16 protein-coding genes are annotated in these 16,258 nt (G+C 70.7%); 9 read left to right on the plus strand and 7 right to left on the minus strand.

All coding sequences use genetic code 11. The features are described 5' to 3' along the window. Positions 1-17: 17 nt before the first annotated feature. Positions 18-1,313, minus strand: coding sequence for an alpha/beta fold hydrolase (locus tag F0344_RS01565; RefSeq protein WP_185297045.1), 1,296 nt, complete (start codon positions 1,311-1,313; stop codon positions 18-20). Positions 1,314-1,707: 394 nt separating this feature from the next. Here F0344_RS01565 and F0344_RS01575 point away from each other — a divergent pair, with 394 nt between their 5' ends. Next, complete coding sequence (locus F0344_RS01575) at positions 1,708-2,682, plus strand: acetylxylan esterase (RefSeq protein WP_185297046.1); 975 nt, start codon at positions 1,708-1,710, stop codon at positions 2,680-2,682. A 227-nt stretch (positions 2,683-2,909) separates the two neighbouring features. Here the strand turns inward: F0344_RS01575 and F0344_RS01580 are convergent, their stop codons facing one another. Both F0344_RS01580 and F0344_RS01585 read right to left on the minus strand, forming a co-directional pair. Further along, the gene (locus tag F0344_RS01580; RefSeq protein WP_185297047.1) at positions 2,910-3,095 is read right to left on the minus strand and encodes a DUF6381 family protein; all 186 of its coding nucleotides are present in this window, start codon (positions 3,093-3,095) and stop codon (positions 2,910-2,912) included. Between the two features lie 117 nt (positions 3,096-3,212). Then, a complete protein-coding gene (locus F0344_RS01585) occupies positions 3,213-3,482 on the minus strand; it encodes a hypothetical protein (RefSeq protein ID WP_185297048.1) in 270 nt (89 codons plus the stop codon). Positions 3,483-3,641: 159 nt separating this feature from the next. On the opposite strand from F0344_RS01585, the gene F0344_RS01590 reads away from it, so the two are divergent. Further along, on the plus strand, positions 3,642-3,998 hold the full coding sequence (locus tag F0344_RS01590) for a VOC family protein (RefSeq protein ID WP_185297049.1): 357 nt from the start codon (positions 3,642-3,644) through the stop codon (positions 3,996-3,998). 109 nt (positions 3,999-4,107) lie between these two features. Then, positions 4,108-6,519: an ATP-binding cassette domain-containing protein gene (locus F0344_RS01595; protein ID WP_185297050.1), complete on the plus strand. Its 2,412-nt coding sequence runs from the start codon at positions 4,108-4,110 to the stop codon at positions 6,517-6,519. A gap of 78 nt (positions 6,520-6,597) precedes the next feature. On the opposite strand, the gene F0344_RS01600 is transcribed toward F0344_RS01595, so the two are convergent. After that, the gene (locus tag F0344_RS01600) at positions 6,598-7,389 is read right to left on the minus strand and encodes a response regulator transcription factor (protein WP_219732098.1); all 792 of its coding nucleotides are present in this window, start codon (positions 7,387-7,389) and stop codon (positions 6,598-6,600) included. After that, positions 7,386-8,609 carry a sensor histidine kinase gene (locus F0344_RS01605; protein ID WP_185297051.1) on the minus strand — a complete coding sequence of 408 codons (1,224 nt, stop codon included), beginning with the start codon at positions 8,607-8,609 and terminating at the stop codon, positions 7,386-7,388. Before F0344_RS01605 ends, F0344_RS01600 begins: the two co-directional genes overlap by 4 nt. 298 nt (positions 8,610-8,907) lie before the next feature. Between F0344_RS01605 and F0344_RS01610 the strand changes: the two genes are divergently transcribed. Beyond that, the gene (locus F0344_RS01610) at positions 8,908-11,118 is read left to right on the plus strand and encodes an MMPL family transporter (protein ID WP_185297052.1); all 2,211 of its coding nucleotides are present in this window, start codon (positions 8,908-8,910) and stop codon (positions 11,116-11,118) included. 118 nt (positions 11,119-11,236) lie between these two features. Here F0344_RS01610 and F0344_RS01615 read toward each other — a convergent pair whose 3' ends face one another. Both F0344_RS01615 and F0344_RS01620 read right to left on the minus strand, forming a co-directional pair. Next, a complete protein-coding gene (locus tag F0344_RS01615; protein WP_185302462.1) occupies positions 11,237-11,428 on the minus strand; it encodes a DUF1272 domain-containing protein in 192 nt (63 codons plus the stop codon). 394 nt (positions 11,429-11,822) lie between these two features. Beyond that, positions 11,823-12,242, minus strand: coding sequence for a VOC family protein (locus tag F0344_RS01620; protein WP_185297053.1), 420 nt, complete (start codon positions 12,240-12,242; stop codon positions 11,823-11,825). Positions 12,243-12,597: 355 nt separating this feature from the next. On the opposite strand from F0344_RS01620, the gene F0344_RS01625 reads away from it, so the two are divergent. The 5 genes from F0344_RS01625 (at position 12,598) to F0344_RS01645 (ending at position 16,238) form a co-directional block, all read left to right on the plus strand. Further along, a complete protein-coding gene (locus F0344_RS01625; RefSeq protein WP_258049579.1) occupies positions 12,598-13,281 on the plus strand; it encodes a hypothetical protein in 684 nt (227 codons plus the stop codon). A gap of 13 nt (positions 13,282-13,294) precedes the next feature. Continuing rightward, positions 13,295-13,747 (plus strand): phage holin family protein, encoded by a 453-nt coding sequence (locus F0344_RS01630; protein WP_185297055.1) that lies wholly within the window; start codon positions 13,295-13,297, stop codon positions 13,745-13,747. Further along, complete coding sequence (locus F0344_RS01635; RefSeq protein WP_185297056.1) at positions 13,723-14,394, plus strand: DUF3618 domain-containing protein; 672 nt, start codon at positions 13,723-13,725, stop codon at positions 14,392-14,394. The genes F0344_RS01630 and F0344_RS01635 overlap by 25 nt, the downstream gene beginning before the upstream one ends. A 106-nt stretch (positions 14,395-14,500) precedes the next feature. Beyond that, complete coding sequence (locus F0344_RS01640) at positions 14,501-15,568, plus strand: YihY/virulence factor BrkB family protein (protein ID WP_185297057.1); 1,068 nt, start codon at positions 14,501-14,503, stop codon at positions 15,566-15,568. Between the two features lie 97 nt (positions 15,569-15,665). Further along, positions 15,666-16,238 (plus strand): GNAT family N-acetyltransferase, encoded by a 573-nt coding sequence (locus F0344_RS01645; protein WP_185297058.1) that lies wholly within the window; start codon positions 15,666-15,668, stop codon positions 16,236-16,238. The last annotated feature ends 20 nt before the right edge of the window (positions 16,239-16,258 follow it).

Below are 16,258 nucleotides of genomic sequence, written 5' to 3' on the forward strand. Positions count from 1 at the left end.
TACGGGGGCCGTACGGGTCAGATCTCGTCCCTGACCATCGCGAGGAGCCGGTCCAGTACGCGCGGCCCACCGGCCCGCAGCCCGTCGTGCTCGAACTCGTTCGTCACCCAGGTACGCAGCCCGCGGATCGCCGCCGCCGTGCGCAGCGCGTGCCCGGTGTCGACGTACATGTCGTCGTGGTAGACGGCAGCGGCGACCGGTACGTCATTGGCCGCCAGCCGCTCGGCGTCGTAGAGCGGTGCCCAGTCCGTGCGGCCGGCGAGGAGTTGGGCCGTCTCGCGCAGCGGCCGCAGGGCCGGGTCCACCTCGAAGTGCCACGGGTGGACCGACTCGCCGGTGAAGAGCACGGGGCCTCCGCCCTTGAGTGCTTCCGCCGCGTCGAACTGCGGGAACTCGGCCCGGACCCGTTCGGCCGCCCAGTCGGTCGGGCGCTCCCCCTGACCGTAGATCGCCTCGTGGAGCAGCGCGTACAACGGATGACCGGCGAAGGAGGTGGCCGTGCGCACGGCCTCCAGGAAGCTGTCCGAGAGCTCGGTGCCGTACGGCGTGCGGACGAAGGCGTTCTCCAGCAGGTAGTGCAGCTGGTGGCTGCCGTTCCCGCCCCCCAGCATGATGCCGAGGGACTGGAAGCCCTCCACCGTCAGACGGTGACCGGCACTCTCCGTACGGTGCTCGCAAAGGTGTGCGGTGATCTCGCGGACGCGCTGGACGTCCTGCGGGTAGCGGTCGTAGTGAGCGGCGACCTTCCGCTCGATCCGCGGATACGCGGCGCGGTACACGTCCTCCGCGTGGGCGTCGAGCGAGGGCAGTCCGCCGGTGATCAGGACCGCCGCGAGCCCCTCCGGGGCCGAGGACAGATAGGTGACCGCGCAGAACCCGCCGAAGGACTGGCCGAGCACCGTCCAGGGAGCACCGCCGGTCAGCCGCGGGCGGATCAGTTCGCAGTCGCGGACGATGGAGTCGGACCGGAAGTGGGCCAGATAGCCGGCCTGTTCGCGCGGCCCGCCGCGCAGCGGGAGTGTCTGACGGTTCGCCGGGGCGGAGAGCCCCGTACCTCGCTGGTCGAGAAGCAGTACCCGGAACTCGCGTACGGCCCGGCCCAGCCAGGCCTCCGTTCCGACGAAGCGCCGGGCGCCGAAACCGGGGCCGCCCTCCAGGTAGACCAGCCACGGCAGCGCGTCGTTCACCTTGCCGCTCGCCACGGCCTCCCGGCCGAAGATCTCGATCTGCTCCCCGCCCGGATCCGTGTGGTCGAGTGGGACGGTGAAGAAGCGGTCGGTGAAGACGACGCCGGGCTGCCGGTAACTGCTCAAAGGGGGCTCCTGAAATCCGATGATCCAAGGACACTCCAGCACAGGGCCGGTACCCGGACAGTCCCGACCCGTGTGCGCCGCGCCCGGGAGGCTCCTCACGTGCACTCATGATCCGGTTCGAGCAGGCCACCTCGGCGTACTCACCCCGGCCAAGTCCACCGAGGCCCTGCGGCGCTCGGTGGCATCGGCGCCGCCGACCCCGAGCGGTTCCGCACCGAGCTGGCCCGGATGTCGCGGGAACTGACCGCCCACTTCGCCTACGAGGAGGAGCAGTTGCTTCCCGTTCTGGCCGACGTGCCGTGGCCGCCGCCCAAGGGGCCGGGCAGCACTCCCTGACGGCAACCGCCGACCGTAGGGTGTGATCGCCAAGCCCTGCGACAGAAGGCGGTCTCCCATGTCCCAGTTCGATCTGCCCCTCGAGGAACTGCGACTGCACCGCAGCACGTCGGTGGAGCCGGAGGATTTCGACGCGTTCTGGTCGAAGACGCTCGGCGAGGCCCGCTCCCATGACCTGGACGCCCGGTTCGAGCTGCGTACCGGCACCGGGCTGAGCACGGTCGAGGTGTACGACGCGACCTTCGCGGGCTTCGGCGGGCACCCGGTCAAGGGCTGGCTCGTGCTCCCCGCGGGCACCACACGCCCGCTGCCCGTCATCGTGGAGTTCATCGGCTACGGCGGCGGGCGCGGGCTTCCACACTCGCATCTGCTGTGGGCGTCCGCGGGCTTCGCCCACTTCGTGATGGACACCCGAGCGCAGGGCAGCACCTGGGAGCCGGGCGACACCGCGGACCCCGTGGGCAGCGCGCCCTCCTTCCCCGGCTACATGACCCGGGGCATCGAGGCCCCGGAGACGTACTACTACCGGCGGGTGTTCACCGATGCCGTCCGGGCGGTGGAGGCGGCCCGTTCGCACCCTCTGACCGATGCCACGCGCACCGCGGTCATCGGTGAGAGCCAGGGCGGTGGCATCGCCCTGGCCGCCGGCGGGCTGATACCGGATCTGGTGGCCGTCGCGCCGGACGTTCCGTTCCTGTGCGACTTCCCGCGCGCCATGACCGTCACCGACCGCTCGCCGTACCGCGAGATCGGCAACTACCTCAAGACCCACCGGGGCCGGACCGAACAGGTCCGGGCGACCCTGGCCTACTTCGACGTGGTCCACTTCGCGGCACGCGGGCGGGTTCCGGCACTGTTCTCGGCCGCTCTGGAGGACCAGACCTGCCCGCCGTCCACGGTCTTCGCGGCCTTCAACGCCTACGCCCACGAGGACAAGGAGATCGAGGTGTATCCCTTCAACGACCATGAGGGCGGCGGCCCCTTCCAGGAGGCGGCGAAGCTCGGCTGGCTGCCGGGGAAGCTTTCCGCCTGATCACCTGGCGCCCGCTGGACAGCGCTTGACCCGGCTCCCCCTCGCGCCCAGCTTCCGGGGGCGGAGCGACGGAAGGGGCCCGCGCGGCCGGTCAGGTGATCGGGAAGCTCACGGCGTAACGGACACACCTGTTCGCGGCGGCGGTCGTCGGACCGCTGCCGCGAACAGGACCGGCGGTCACGGCCGGGACGTGGTGGCCTTCACCGCCGACGGGCGCCGGTGCGGCCTCAGTCGCTCGGGTAGACATCGCCCGCGGCCATCGAGTTCAGCTGTTCGCTCTGGTCACGGAGCCGGGCGGCCTTGTCCTTGAGCCGTCGGCTCTCCTTGTCGTCCGACGCGTGCTCGGCGGCCTTCGACAGCTGTTCGGCCTTCTCACGCATCTGATGGACTCGGTTACCGATCTCGTCAGCCATGATCTTCACCCATCCTCGGCACTCGGAAGAATCTCGTTCAGGCGTGCCCCGATCTTCTCTCACCGCGCGCTCCGCAGCCATCCGGCGAACGGCCGGAACGCCGCACGGACCGGTGGGTCAGCGGGTGTCTCCGCACCAGTCCCACTTCAACGGGTCAGCCTGTCTGCTCCTGTACTCTGCCCGCCCGCCAGGGCCGTATGCGCCGATCTCGGTGATCAGCGCCGCCCCCTCGCACAGCGCCGCGTCGGTCCACCCGGTCACGTCCAGGAGCAGTCCGTCGAGAGGACCGCCGACCAGCTCCCGGTAGTCGTGGCCCGGCTTGGGCCCGGGGTCCGGGTCGTCGTGGTCGGCGCCGTAGACCCGGCGCTGCCGCATGAGCTCGTCCATGGGCACAGCATTCCACCGGCCACTGACAACGGCCTGTCCTCCGGAGCGGGCGCACCCGCCCAAGCGGTCAGGAATCGAGAAGCGGGGCTCCGGGGCCACGGCTAGCGTGACGGTCATGGACGGCACGACCGGGCCTGGCCCACGACCCCAGGAGCGACGATGACCACCTCTGCAACCGAAGGAATCAAGACCGTGCTGCACCCCGTGTCGGACCTTGCGGCGGCCAAGGAGAAGTACACCGCCCTGCTCGGCGCACCCCCGCAGGCGGACGGGCCCTACTACGTCGGCTTCGACGCGGCCGGCCAGCACATCGGGCTGGTGCCGGCCGGTGGACCGCAGGGCATGACCTCGCCGGTGACCTACTGGCACGTACCGGACATCGAGGCGAAGCCGGCCGAGGTGACCGCCGCGGGTGCCACCGTGACCGAGCAGGCGCACGACGTCGGTGGGGGCCGTCTGGTGGCCACCTTCACCGACCCCGACGGCAACGTTCTGGGCGTGCTGCAGGACCGCTGAAACCCCTGCGTGCCGGCGCACGCGCGATATAGGGTCCGGAACCTGTCGGACCGATCCGGGCGAGGCCCGCGGAACCGCGCGACGGCCACGCGTAACAGATGGAGACACGATGAGCACGGCCAAGAGAACCAGCGCGCAGGCGCCTGCGCCGCACGCTGCCGACACGCACACTGCCGACACACACGACCTGATCCGTGTGCACGGCGCGCGCGTGAACAATCTCAAGGACGTCAGCGTCGAAATCCCGAAGCGCCGGCTGACGGTGTTCACCGGTGTCTCCGGCTCGGGCAAGAGCTCTCTGGTGTTCGGGACGATCGCCGCGGAGTCGCAGCGGCTCATCAACGAGACGTACAGCGCCTTCGTGCAGGGCTTCATGCCGACGCTGTCACGGCCCGAGGTCGATGTGCTCGACGGTCTGACGACCGCGATCATCGTCGACCAGCAGAGGCTGGGTACCGATCCCCGCTCCACGGTCGGCACGGCCACCGACGCCAACGCGATGCTGCGCATCCTCTTCAGCCGCCTCGGGACACCGCACATCGGCTCGCCCAACGCGTTCTCGTTCAACGTCGCCTCGGTCAAGGCGAGCGGCGGGTTCACCGTCGACCGCGGGGCCGGCAAGACCAGGACCGAGAAGGTGACCTTCACCCGCACCGGCGGCATGTGTACGCGCTGCGAAGGGCGGGGCTCGGTCTCCGACATCGACCTGAGCCAGCTCTACGACGACTCGAAGTCGATCGCCGAGGGCGCGTTCACCATTCCCGGCTGGAAGTCGGACAGCTTCTGGACGGTGCGGACCTACGCCGAGTCGGGCTTCCTCGACCCGGAGAAGCCGATCCGCAAGTTCACCAAGAGGGAGATGCAGGACTTCCTCCACCGGGAGCCGACCAAGGTGAAGGTGGAGGGTGTCAACCTCACGTACGAGGGGCTGATCCCCAAGATCCAGAAGTCGTTCCTCTCCAAGGACCGGGAGGCGATGCAGCCGCACATCCGGGCCTTCGTGGACCGCGCGGTCACGTTCACGGACTGCCCCGAGTGCGAAGGCACCCGGCTCAGTGAGGCGGCCCGGTCGTCGAAGATCGGCGGCCTCGGCATCGCCGACGCGTGCGCGATGCAGATCAGCGATCTCGCCGAGTGGGTACGCGGCCTCGACGATCCCTCGGTCGCGCCGCTCCTCACCGCTCTCCTGGGCGCCCTCGACTCCTTCGTGGAGATCGGCCTCGGCTACCTCTCCCTCGAACGCCCGTCGGGCACCCTCTCGGGCGGCGAGGCCCAGCGCGTCAAGATGATCCGCCATCTCGGCTCCTCGCTCACCGACACCACGTACGTCTTCGACGAGCCCACGATCGGTATGCACCCGCATGACATCCAGCGGATGAACAACCTGCTCCTGCGCCTTCGGGACAAGGGCAACACCGTGCTCGTCGTGGAGCACAAGCCGGAGACGATCGCGATCGCCGACCATGTCGTCGACCTCGGTCCCGGTGCCGGGACGGCGGGCGGCACCGTCTGTTTCGAGGGCACCGTCGAGAGGCTGCGGGCCGGCGGCACCGTCACCGGCCGCCACTTCGACGACCGGGCCGCCCTCAAGGAGTCGGTGCGGAAGGCCACCGGAGCACTGGAGATCCGGGGCGCGACACGGCACAACCTGCGCGACGTCGACGTCGACATCCCGCTCGGAGTGCTCTGCGTGGTCACGGGTGTGGCGGGCTCCGGCAAGAGCTCGCTGATCCATGGATCGATCCCCGTAGGGGACGACGTCGTCTCGGTCGACCAGGCGGCGATCAAGGGGTCACGGCGGAGCAACCCGGCTACGTACACCGGCCTGCTCGACCCGATCCGCAAGGCGTTCGCCAAGGCCAACGGCGTGAAGCCCGCGTTGTTCAGCGCCAACTCCGAGGGCGCGTGCCCGACGTGCAACGGCGCCGGTGTCATCTACACCGACCTGGCGATGATGGCGGGCGTCGCCACCCCCTGCGACGAGTGCGGGGGCAAGCGGTTCGAGGCATCGGTCCTGGATCACCGCTTCGGCGGCAGGGACATCAGCGAGGTCCTCGCGATGTCGGTGAGCGAGGCCGGGGAGTTCTTCGGCGCGGGTGAGGCACGTACGCCGGCCGCGCACCGCATCCTCGAGCGGCTCGCCGACGTGGGGCTCGGCTACCTCAGCCTCGGACAGCCGCTCACCACCCTGTCGGGCGGCGAGCGGCAGCGCCTCAAGCTGGCCGGCCACATGGCCGAGAAGGCCGGGGTCTACATCCTCGACGAGCCGACCACCGGTCTCCACCTCGCCGACGTCGAGCAGTTGCTCGGTCTGCTCGACCGGCTCGTGGACTCCGGCAAGTCGGTGATCGTCGTCGAGCACCACCAGGCGGTCATGGCGCACGCCGACTGGATCATCGACCTCGGCCCGGGTGCCGGCCACGACGGCGGCCGGATCGTCTTCGAGGGCACCCCCGCCGACCTGGTAGCCGCCCGCTCGACGATCACCGGCGAGTACCTCGCGAAGTACGTCGGCGCCTGACGGTCCCCCGGCATGGGCAGCCGCCGCCGCACTCCGGTGCGGCGGCGGTTGCCCGACTGCGGGCCCCGCCAAGGCCGTTCAGAACGGGCGCCGGGCTGCGGTCCGGCGCCGTGACGAACCGCCCTCCCGGCGAGGCAGTCCCTCTCCGCCGTGCGTGTCGTCGCCGGGTGGGTCCCCCGCGCCCGCATGGGCAGTGACCAGCCCCGATTCGTAGGCCGCGATGACCGCCTGGGCGCGGTCGCGGACTGCCAGCTTGCCGAAGATGCTGGTGATGTAGTTCTTGACCGTGGAGAGGCTGAGGTCCAGGGCGCGGGAGATCTCGGTGTTGTCGAGGCCGGTGGCCATCAGATGCCACACCTCGACCTCACGGCGGGTGAGTTCGTCACCCAGGCCGGCAGGTGCCGGAGGCGTACCGTGGGATGCCCGTACGTAGGTGGAGATCAGCCGGGTGAGCAGGCGCGGCGCGACGGCGGCCTCGCCGGTGTGGACGGTGCGGATCGCCGCGCTCAGGTCCTCGGGTGAGCTGTCCTTGGGCAGGAAACCATAGGCTCCGGCGCGTAGGGCGCCCACGACGTATTCGTCCATGTCGAAGGTACTGAGGGCCAGCACCCGGCAGTCGGGCACGGTGGCGGCGAGTTCCCGGGTCGCGGCGACCCCGTCGAGGACGGGCATCCGAATGTCCATCACCACGACGTCGGGGCGCAGTCGGCCGGCGAGGGTGACGGCCTGTGCGCCGTTCTCGGCCTCGCCCACCACCTCGAACGACGGGTCTGGCGAGAGGATCAGCGACAGGCCGCGGCGGACCAGCGGCTGGTCGTCCACGATCAGCACCCTGATGCCCGGGAGCGGCGTCGGTCCGGGCCCGGTCATCGGGCTGCCCCTTCCTGGACGGCTGCCTCGGCCGCCTCGTCCGTGGTCAGCGGCAGGTCGGCCACCACGGCGAAGCCGCCATCGGTCCGCGGGCCGACGGAGAGGGTGCCGCCGTGCAGGGTGACGCGCTCGCGCATCCCGATGAGGCCGTAGCCGCCCGGGCCCGCCGCAGGCGCCCCCTCCCGCGGCGGTGCGCCTCCACCGTCGTCCCGCACCTCGATGGTGATCCGGTCCTGGTGGTACGTCAGTTGTACGGAGGCGTGGGCGGCTCCCGCGTGCTTCCGGGTGTTGGTGAGGGCCTCCTGAGCGATTCTGAACACCGTGAGGCCGACGGTCGGGGGCAGCGGGCGCTGCGGCCCGCGGACGTTCCACTCGGTCGGCAGTCCGGCCAGTCGGGATTCGGCGACCAGACCGTCGAGGTCGTCGACGCCGGGCTGGGGCAGTGAGGGGACGGCCTCCGGTTCGTCACCGGCCCTCAGTACGTCCAGGAGTTGGCGCATCTCGCGCAGTGCGAGCCGCCCCGACGCCTCCAGGGTGACCAGGGCATCCCGGACCACCTCCGGCTCGGCGAGGTTGGCCCGGGCCCCACCGGCCATCAACTGCATGGTGGTGATGTGGTGGGCCACGATGTCGTGCAACTCCCTTGCGATGCGGCGGCGTTCTTCCGCCACCGCCCGGTCGGCCAGGAGCCTGCGGTTCGCGGCCAGCTCCCGCTGCCGACGGCTCACCGCCATGGCCGCGCCGACGACGATCAGCGTGTTGAGGAGTGCGGCGACGGGGTCCTGCCAGGACGGTATCCGGCCGCCGCTCTGGCTCAGCAGTGTCACCGTCACCGTCGCGAAGGCCGCGACCGCGGTCACCCGGCCGGAAGAGGTCCTGGCGACCGAGTACAGGGCGACCGCCAGGACGGCACCGAAGTGACTGGGCAACGGGACCAGCAGTGCGGCCGTCGCGTCGAGTGCCAGTACGGCGGCGAGTGCCGCCACCGGGTGGCTGCGCCGGGCGAGCAGCGGCAGGGCCGCCAGCCCGACGAGAAGGAATCCCGCGACCCTCACGTCGTGCCGGCCGTCGGGGTCGTTGAAGAACACGTAGCTGAGCAGGTTCATCGCACAGGCCCCGCCGGTCACGAGCGCGTCGTTGCGCGTCCACGGCGGCTCGGCGCTGTCGGTCCGCAGCGGCTCCCGGGCAGCGCCGGGCCCGGTGTTTCGGCTGCTGAGCATGTCTGTCTCCCCCTGTGTCCGGCCTCCCCGCCCCCGGAACAGGGTTGCACAGCGACCTCCGCGACAGCACCGGCGGCAGCGGTTCTCGGCCCGTCTCCCGGGCCCGGACCGTACGGGGACCGGGACCGGGACCGGGACCGGGACCGGAGTCCTGGTCGCGGTCCTGGGCAGGCCCCAGGGCCCCGGTCCGGATCATCCGCTGCCACGACGCTGGGAGGCCCCTCCCGGTGATGGTCTGGAGACCGGCCGGGAACCCCCGGCAGACGTCCGCGCACAAGCCCGTCCGCCGGAGGACATCGTGATCCGCGCCCTGACCGGATACTCCACCAGACACCCCTGGAAGGTCATCGCCCTCTGGGCGGTGCTGGGGGTCGCGCTGAGCGCTCTGGCCCCCGTCCTGATCGCCCGCGTCACCCAGCACCAGACCGGGGACTTCCTGCCCCGTAGCTACGATTCGGCCGCCGCGCTGCACATCGCCCAGGAACAGTTCGGGGCGAACCCCGACGCCACCACGGTGACGGTGCTGGTCGCCCGGTCCGACGGAAAGGCGCTCGGCGCCGCCGACCGGAAGCGGATCGAGGCCGGGGCCGCGAAGCTGGCGCAACGCCGGGTGGTCATGCCCAGGGAGGACGACGTCCCTCGGTTCCTGGTCCCGGACCGCTCCCAGACACCCCAGGTGTCCCCGGCGATGATGGCGCCCGACCGCAGTTTCGAGCTGCTCTCCGTCCAGTTGACCGGGAACCCCTCGGACGAGGGGGTCCAGGGCGTCTACCGGACCTTCCGGGACGCTGCCCGGACGCAGTTCTCCGAGGCGGGTATGCGCACCGGGTTCACCGGGAGCCTCGCCGACACCGTCGACACCACCGATGCCCACGAGACCGCGGCGACGGTCGGGAGCGCCCTGGTCATGGGGCTCATCGTCCTCCTCAACGTCCTGGTGTTCCGCAGTGCGCTGGCGGCGCTGCTGCCGCTGGTCGCGGTCGCTCTCATCGGAGGCGTCGCGGTGGGAGCCGTGGCCCTGGCCGCGACGCTCACCGGGCGCAAACTCGACGCGGGCACCCCCGGGCTGATCAGCGTCGTCCTGCTCGGTATCGGCATCGACTACCTGCTGTTCCTGCTGTTCCGCTTCCGCGAGCACCTGCGCAACCGGCCCGAGCAGCCCGCACGCGAGGCGGCCGAGCAGGTCTCCGGCCGCGTGGGCACCGCGATCACCTCGGCGGCGCTGACGATCGTGGCAGCGTTCGCCACTCTGGGCCTGGCGACCTTCGGGCAGTTCCGCTCGCTGGGCCCCGCGATCGCCGTCGCGGTCCTGGTGATGCTGCTCGGAAGCCTCACGCTGCTGCCGGCGCTGCTCGCGGCCGCCGGACGCAAGATGTTCTGGCCTTCCCGGGCCCTGCTGCACCAGCCGGGCGAAGGCCGTGCCGCCCGTCTGGGCGCTTCGGTCACACGGCGGCCGCTGAGGATGCTGATGGTCTCCATCGGCCTGCTCGCCGCGCTGTCCGCCGGACTGACCGGCATCCGCATGGACTACGGCCGGGGCGACTCCGGTGATCCGACCCCCGCCGCGGCCACCGCGGCGGAGATCTCCCGTGCGCTGCCGGCCGGAGTGTCGGACCCGACGAGCGTCTACGTCACCGCCGAGGACGGCCGTACCCTCACCGTCGCCGGACTCGACGGCCTCTCCCGTGCGCTCACACGGGTCGTCGGCGTGGGCGAGGTAGCGGGAACCGTCCTGAACGAGGATCACCGTGCCGCCCGGATCGACGTCTATCCGACCGCCGACCCGCAGAGTCAGGAGGCCCGCGACCTGGCCTCCGGACCGATCCGGGCCGCGGTCGCCCAGCACGCGCCTGCCGGGACGACGGGACACGTGGGAGGGACTGCGGCGATCTTCGCCGACGTCGCGACCGCCGTCGACCACGACCTGCGGATCGTGTTCCCGGTCGCTGCCGCGCTGATCGCGCTGATCCTTCTCCTGCTCCTGCGCAGCGTGCTCGCACCGGTCGTCCTGATGCTCGCCGTCGGCCTCGGATTCTCCGCCACCCTCGGCGCCGCCACGCTGCTGTTCCAGCACGCCCTGGGCAGGCCGGGCGTCAGCTTCACCCTGCCACTGGTGCTGTTCCTGTTCGTCGTGGCACTGGGCACCGACTACAACATCCTGATCGCCGACCGGATACGGGAGGAGATGCGGCAGCCGGGGCCGGCCCGCGCGGCCGTGGCCCGCGCGGTACGGCACACGGCACCGGCCATCGCGACGGCCGGGCTGGTGCTGGCCGCCTCCTTCGCCACGCTCGCCACTACGCCGGGCAGCGAACAGGTCGCCTTCGCGACGGCACTCGGCATCATGCTCTCCGCGCTCGTCCTTTCGCTGGTGCTGGTCCCCGCCCTCGCCGCACTCCTGGGCCGGAGTCTGTGGTGGCCCGTCCGCCCGCGGCCCACCACGGGCGGACGGCCGCAGCACGATGTACCCGCGCCTGACCGGACTCCCGACCGGGTCACGACGTACTGAGCGGCACCGGCGACAGCTGACAACGGTGGCGGCACCTCACCGGACGAAGGCGGTCCGGCGGCTGTCGCCCGCCTATCCGGCGGCCCGGAGGGCGACCGGGGCGGTGGCTTTCCGTGCCTCAGGCCGCTCCGGCGGTCCGTCGGCGCGGCCTGGCGACGAGTTCGCCGCCACAGTTGGGGCAGGTGTCGTGCATCGCGTCGCCGCACGCGACGCAGAAGGTGCACTCGTACGAACAGATCCGGGCGGCAGCGTCCGGCGGCAGCTCCGCTGTGCCGCAGCGCTCGCAGAGCGTACGCATGTCCAGGGCCATGGCTCTCCCGAAGGTCGTGCCACTCCGCGCGCGGGCGGAGGAGGCGTATGAAGGGCCCATGCTCCACGATCCTCAGCCGAGCCGGGCCCCGGGGCCCGGCTCGGCTGAGTGTGACGAGTGAGTCGCATCGCGGATCGCGCGGTGCAGAATACGCAACGCAAAGTCCGCGGGTGGAGAGAATGATCAGATTCCCCGAAGGGGTCTGTTTGACGGCGCGCACACGGGAAACCCGCACGACGTACGGCGACCGCGGCACGGGAGGAGGCCGTCACGTGTAACGGTGCACGCCAGGACTGCCCGCGCATGCTGGGCACCGGGCTCACCTCGCTTCGAGATCTCCTCCGACCGGTACGAGTGCCCGGGTGTACGCCGAGTAACGCACCACGGGTGAGAGTCATGGCCCGAAGCCGGAGAGCCCCCGCGGGCGCTGCTTCGCCCCTTCGACGTCAGCGCCTGACCAGCAGAAGGGGTGCCCGGCCGGGTCGGTGAAATTGCGCCACTTCTCGCCGCCCGGCTGACAGTCCGTCCTGGTGGCGCCCAGGCCCAGGAGCACGGCCTCGGCCTCGTCGAGGTCATCCACTGCGAAGTCGAGGTGGAGTTGCTGGGGCACGGTCTGGCCCGGCCAGACCGGAGGCCGGAAGCCATCGACCCGCTGGAAGCCCGGTAGCAGGCCGTCCTCGCGGGTGAGACCGGCGAATTCGCTGTCGGATCCGGGATGGAGCGTGAACCCCGTGGCCTGCTGGTAGAACGCGGCCAGCGCCTGGGGGTCGGCGCAGTCGAGAGTGATCGCCGCAAGTCTCATCCGTGCGGGCATGGTGTCTCCTCGGCGAGGGTCGCGCAGGCCTGTCCGTACGCGTGAAACACGGCACGGTAGTGATCAACTGCCCGTTTCACCAACCGGTTTACCGTGCGTGCGTAAGTGCCTGACCGGTACCGCTCGCACCATCCCCAGCCCCCTTCTCTGGATTCGATAAGTGCCACTTGGCGCATTTCGTCGTGGTTGTCATCATGGAAGGGACGCCCGCGGTGGGCGACGTGATCGACACATCACGAGATGCAGGACCGACCGAGGAGGAACATTGAGTGACTTCGACGGTTCGAGCCGCCGGGAGTCAGCGGCGGCGGTAGCGCAGGTCACGAGGGAGAAAGCCGGCGAAGGCGCCGGGCTGGTGAGCGAGAAGGTGACCGAGACGGTCGGCACGGCCAAGGAACAGGCGGCCGGTGTGGCAGGCGAGGCATCTGCCAAGGCACAGGACCTCGTGGGCCAACTGCGCGACCAGCTCCAGGATCAGGCCCGGTCCCAGACACAGAACATGGCCCGGAACGTGCGGCGGCTGTCGGACGAACTGAGCGATATGAGCGAGAACGCCGAGGACGGCTCCGCGGCCGCGGCCGCGGTGAAGAACCTGGCGGACCGTGGCCGGCGAGTGGCCACCCACCTGGAGAGCAAGGGTCCGGAGGGCCTCGTCGGCGACCTCCAGGAGTTCGCTCGCCGCCGCCCGGGCGCGTTCCTCGCCGGAGCCGCGCTCGCCGGCTTCGCCGCCGCGAGGCTCGGTAAGGGAGCCAAGTCCGCAGGGGAGAGCGGTCCGCAGATTTCCGAGGGGACGGAGACCGCGCGCACGGGAGACTCCGGATCCGGCGGGCACGAGCGGAGAACACCGGACGGCGAGCGTCGCGCGGACGCCCCTGGTCCCCCGTACGCCTACGACACGGCGGATTCCGGCGACGGCTACGGATCGCCCCCCGTCACACCGTCCTACGGCGGCAGTGTGGCGGCCCCGGGACCGGGACCGGTATCCCAGTCCGACCCCAACCCCTACCCGGACCCCGACCCGGGCCCGCGGCAGCCATAAGGGGGACTGAACCATGGCCATTCACCATCCGGAGGACATCGACGTCCGGCCGGGCAGCAGGCTCACTCCCTCGACGCGGACGCCCTCGGCCGACCCTTCTGTCGGAGAGCTCGTCGGCGCGATCAGCGAGGACCTGTCACGGCTCGTCCGTGCCGAGATGGAGCTCGCGAAGACGGAGATCAAGCAGGAGACCGCCAAGGCCGGCAAGGCGGCGGGCATGCTGGGAGGTGCCGGATACGCCGGACACCTGGTGCTGCTGCTGGGCAGCCTGGCCGCGGTCTTCGGACTGGCCCATCTCGTCGACATCGCCTGGGCGGCGCTCATTGTCACCGCCTTCTGGGCGCTCGTGGGGGCGGTTCTCTTCATGCGGGGCCGCAAACAGCTGCGCGCGGTCAGGGTCACGCCCGAACGGACGGTCGAATCACTGAAGGAGGACGCGCAATGGGCGCGCAACCCGACGAGCTGAAGACCGAGGTGGACGACACCCGGGCCCATCTGGCACGGAACGTGGACCGCCTCGCGGACAAGGTGGCACCCCGAAGGGTCGCGCGGCGCAAGGCCGACGCCGCGCAGCACCGGCTGACCGGCCTGAAGGAGCGTGTGATGGGTGCGGCGAGCGAGACCCGGGGCGCGACGGCCGGGCGTATGCAGGACCTCACGGGCAGCGCGGGCGAGACCGCCGGACAGGCCGGTTCGACGGTCCGGCAGACGGCTGATCAGGTCGGTCAGTCCGTACGCGGCGCGCCCGACCAGGTAGCGCAGCAGACGCAGGGCAGTCCCCTCGCGGCCGGAATCATCGCCTTCGGCGCCGGGATGCTCGCTGCCGCCCTCCTTCCCGTCACAGCCGCGGAGCAACGAATCGGCAGGCAGATCAGCGAACATTCCGACGAGTTGCTCCAGCCCGTCAAGCAGTCGGTGCAGGACGTCAAGGAAGAGATGCGCGGACCGGCCACGGAGGCCGTGGAGTCGCTGAAGGGACGCACCCGCGAGGCGGCCGAAACCGCGGGCCAGCAGGCACGGACGTCCGGGCAGGACGCTGCCGCCGGGCTGCGCGAGACCGGTCAGCAGGCGACCGAGGAGGCACGGGGCAGGACCGGCCGGACTCCGGGCTGACTCCCCGAGCCGGAACGGAAAGGCCTCCGACGCCCGTCGGGGCGGCGGGGGCCTCCCTGTCCCATGAGCCCGTCAGGCATGACACACCCCATGGCAGGTGAGCTGTATGTCAGCGCGACAGTCCGGTAAGCCGCCCCGGTCACCGGGCGAGGTGCCCAAGGCGTCGTGGACGAAGGTGCTGAAACGCACCGTCAAGGAGTTCAAGCGGGATGAACTCACCGACAGGGCTGCCGGTCTGACGTACTACGGCATCCTGGCCCTGTTCCCCGCCCTGCTCGTCCTCGTGGCCCTGCTGGGCATCGCGGGCGAGTCGGCCACGCGGACCGTGCTGGACAACATTCAGAAGCTCGCCCCTGGTGCGGCGCGCGATGTGATCACGAACGCGGTGACCCAGTTGCAGTCCAGCGGGGGGACGAGTTCGGTCCTGGCGATCGTCGGTCTGCTCGGCGCCCTGTGGTCGGCTTCCGGATACGTCGCCGCGTTCATCCGCGCTTCGAACGTCGTCTACGACATTCCCGAAGGCCGGCCGGCCTGGAAAGTACTCCCCGTACGTGTCGGCCTGACGCTCGTCCTGATGATTCTGGCGTGCGTCAGTGCGCTGATCGTCGTGCTGACGGGCGGCATCGCCCGTCAGCTCGGGACGGCACTGGGCATCGGCGACACGGCTCTGACCGTCTGGTCCATCGCCAAGTGGCCCGTCCTCGTGGTGCTGGTGACCATCATGCTCGCGATCCTGTACTGGGCCGCTCCGAACGCCAAGAACCGCGGCTTCAAGTTCGTGTCACTGGGCAGCCTGCTGGCGCTGATCATCTGGCTGCTCGCCTCTGCCGGGTTCGCCTTCTACGTGGCCAACTTCGGCTCGTACAACAAGACGTACGGCACGCTGGCCGGTGTCATCATCTTCCTCGTCTGGCTGTGGATCACGAACCTGGCGATCCTGCTGGGGCTCGAGTTCGACGCGGAGATGGCACGCGAACGAGCGGTCGTCGCCGGCCACCCCACGGACCAGGAGCCCTATGTCGAACCGCGTGACACCCGGAAATGGACGGACGAGGACCGGAGAGGCATGGGCACCGCCGAACCCCGGGAGGACGGGACAGTCCAGACAGGCAGGGCAGGGCAGACAGGCAAGGCAGGGGACACAGGCGGGGCGGACGACGCGGAACGCCCTTGAGGGTGTGTGCCGGCTGCGTAGGAGACGTGGGGCGCCCACCGCCGTGAGAATCGGTACCGGCAGAGCGGCACGCCGTCCGCCGTGGCATCGTGGAGACATGACCATCGAGGTGCGCCCGGCATCGGAGTTCGGGGATGTCCGTACGCTGCTCGGCCCGAAGTCGCCCGCTGCCAACGTCTGCTGGTGCCTTAGCTACCGGATCCCGTCCAAGCTCAACAGCGCGCTCCGCGGCCAGGCACGAGGGGAGTACGTCGCCGAGCTGTGCCGGTCGCAGCCCCCACCGGGCGTACTCGCCTACGACGGTGGCGAGCCGGTCGGCTGGGCCGCCGTGGCACCCCGCTCGGACACGTCCTTCGCCCGCAGTCGCACGATCCCGCACATCGACGACCTGCCCGTCTGGTCACTGTGGTGCATCCGTGTACGCCCCGGTCATCGCAAGCAGGGCATCTCGCACGCCCTCATCGCAGGGGCGGTCGGCTTCGCCCGCGCCCACGGGGCACCGGCGATCGAGGCGTACCCCCTGGACAGCGGCGACGCCAAGGTCGACATGACGATGGCGTACGCCGGAATCCGGAAGAATTTCGAGCGCGCCGGATTCACCGTCGCCGCCGGCACCACCTCGGTGCTCGCAGGTCACCCGCGGGTCCTGATGCGGCTCGCTCTGCGATGACGGGCCCTGCGGATGCCACG

This window comes from Streptomyces finlayi (assembly GCF_014216315.1).
Taxonomy (GTDB): Bacteria; Actinomycetota; Actinomycetes; order Streptomycetales; family Streptomycetaceae; genus Streptomyces; species Streptomyces finlayi_A.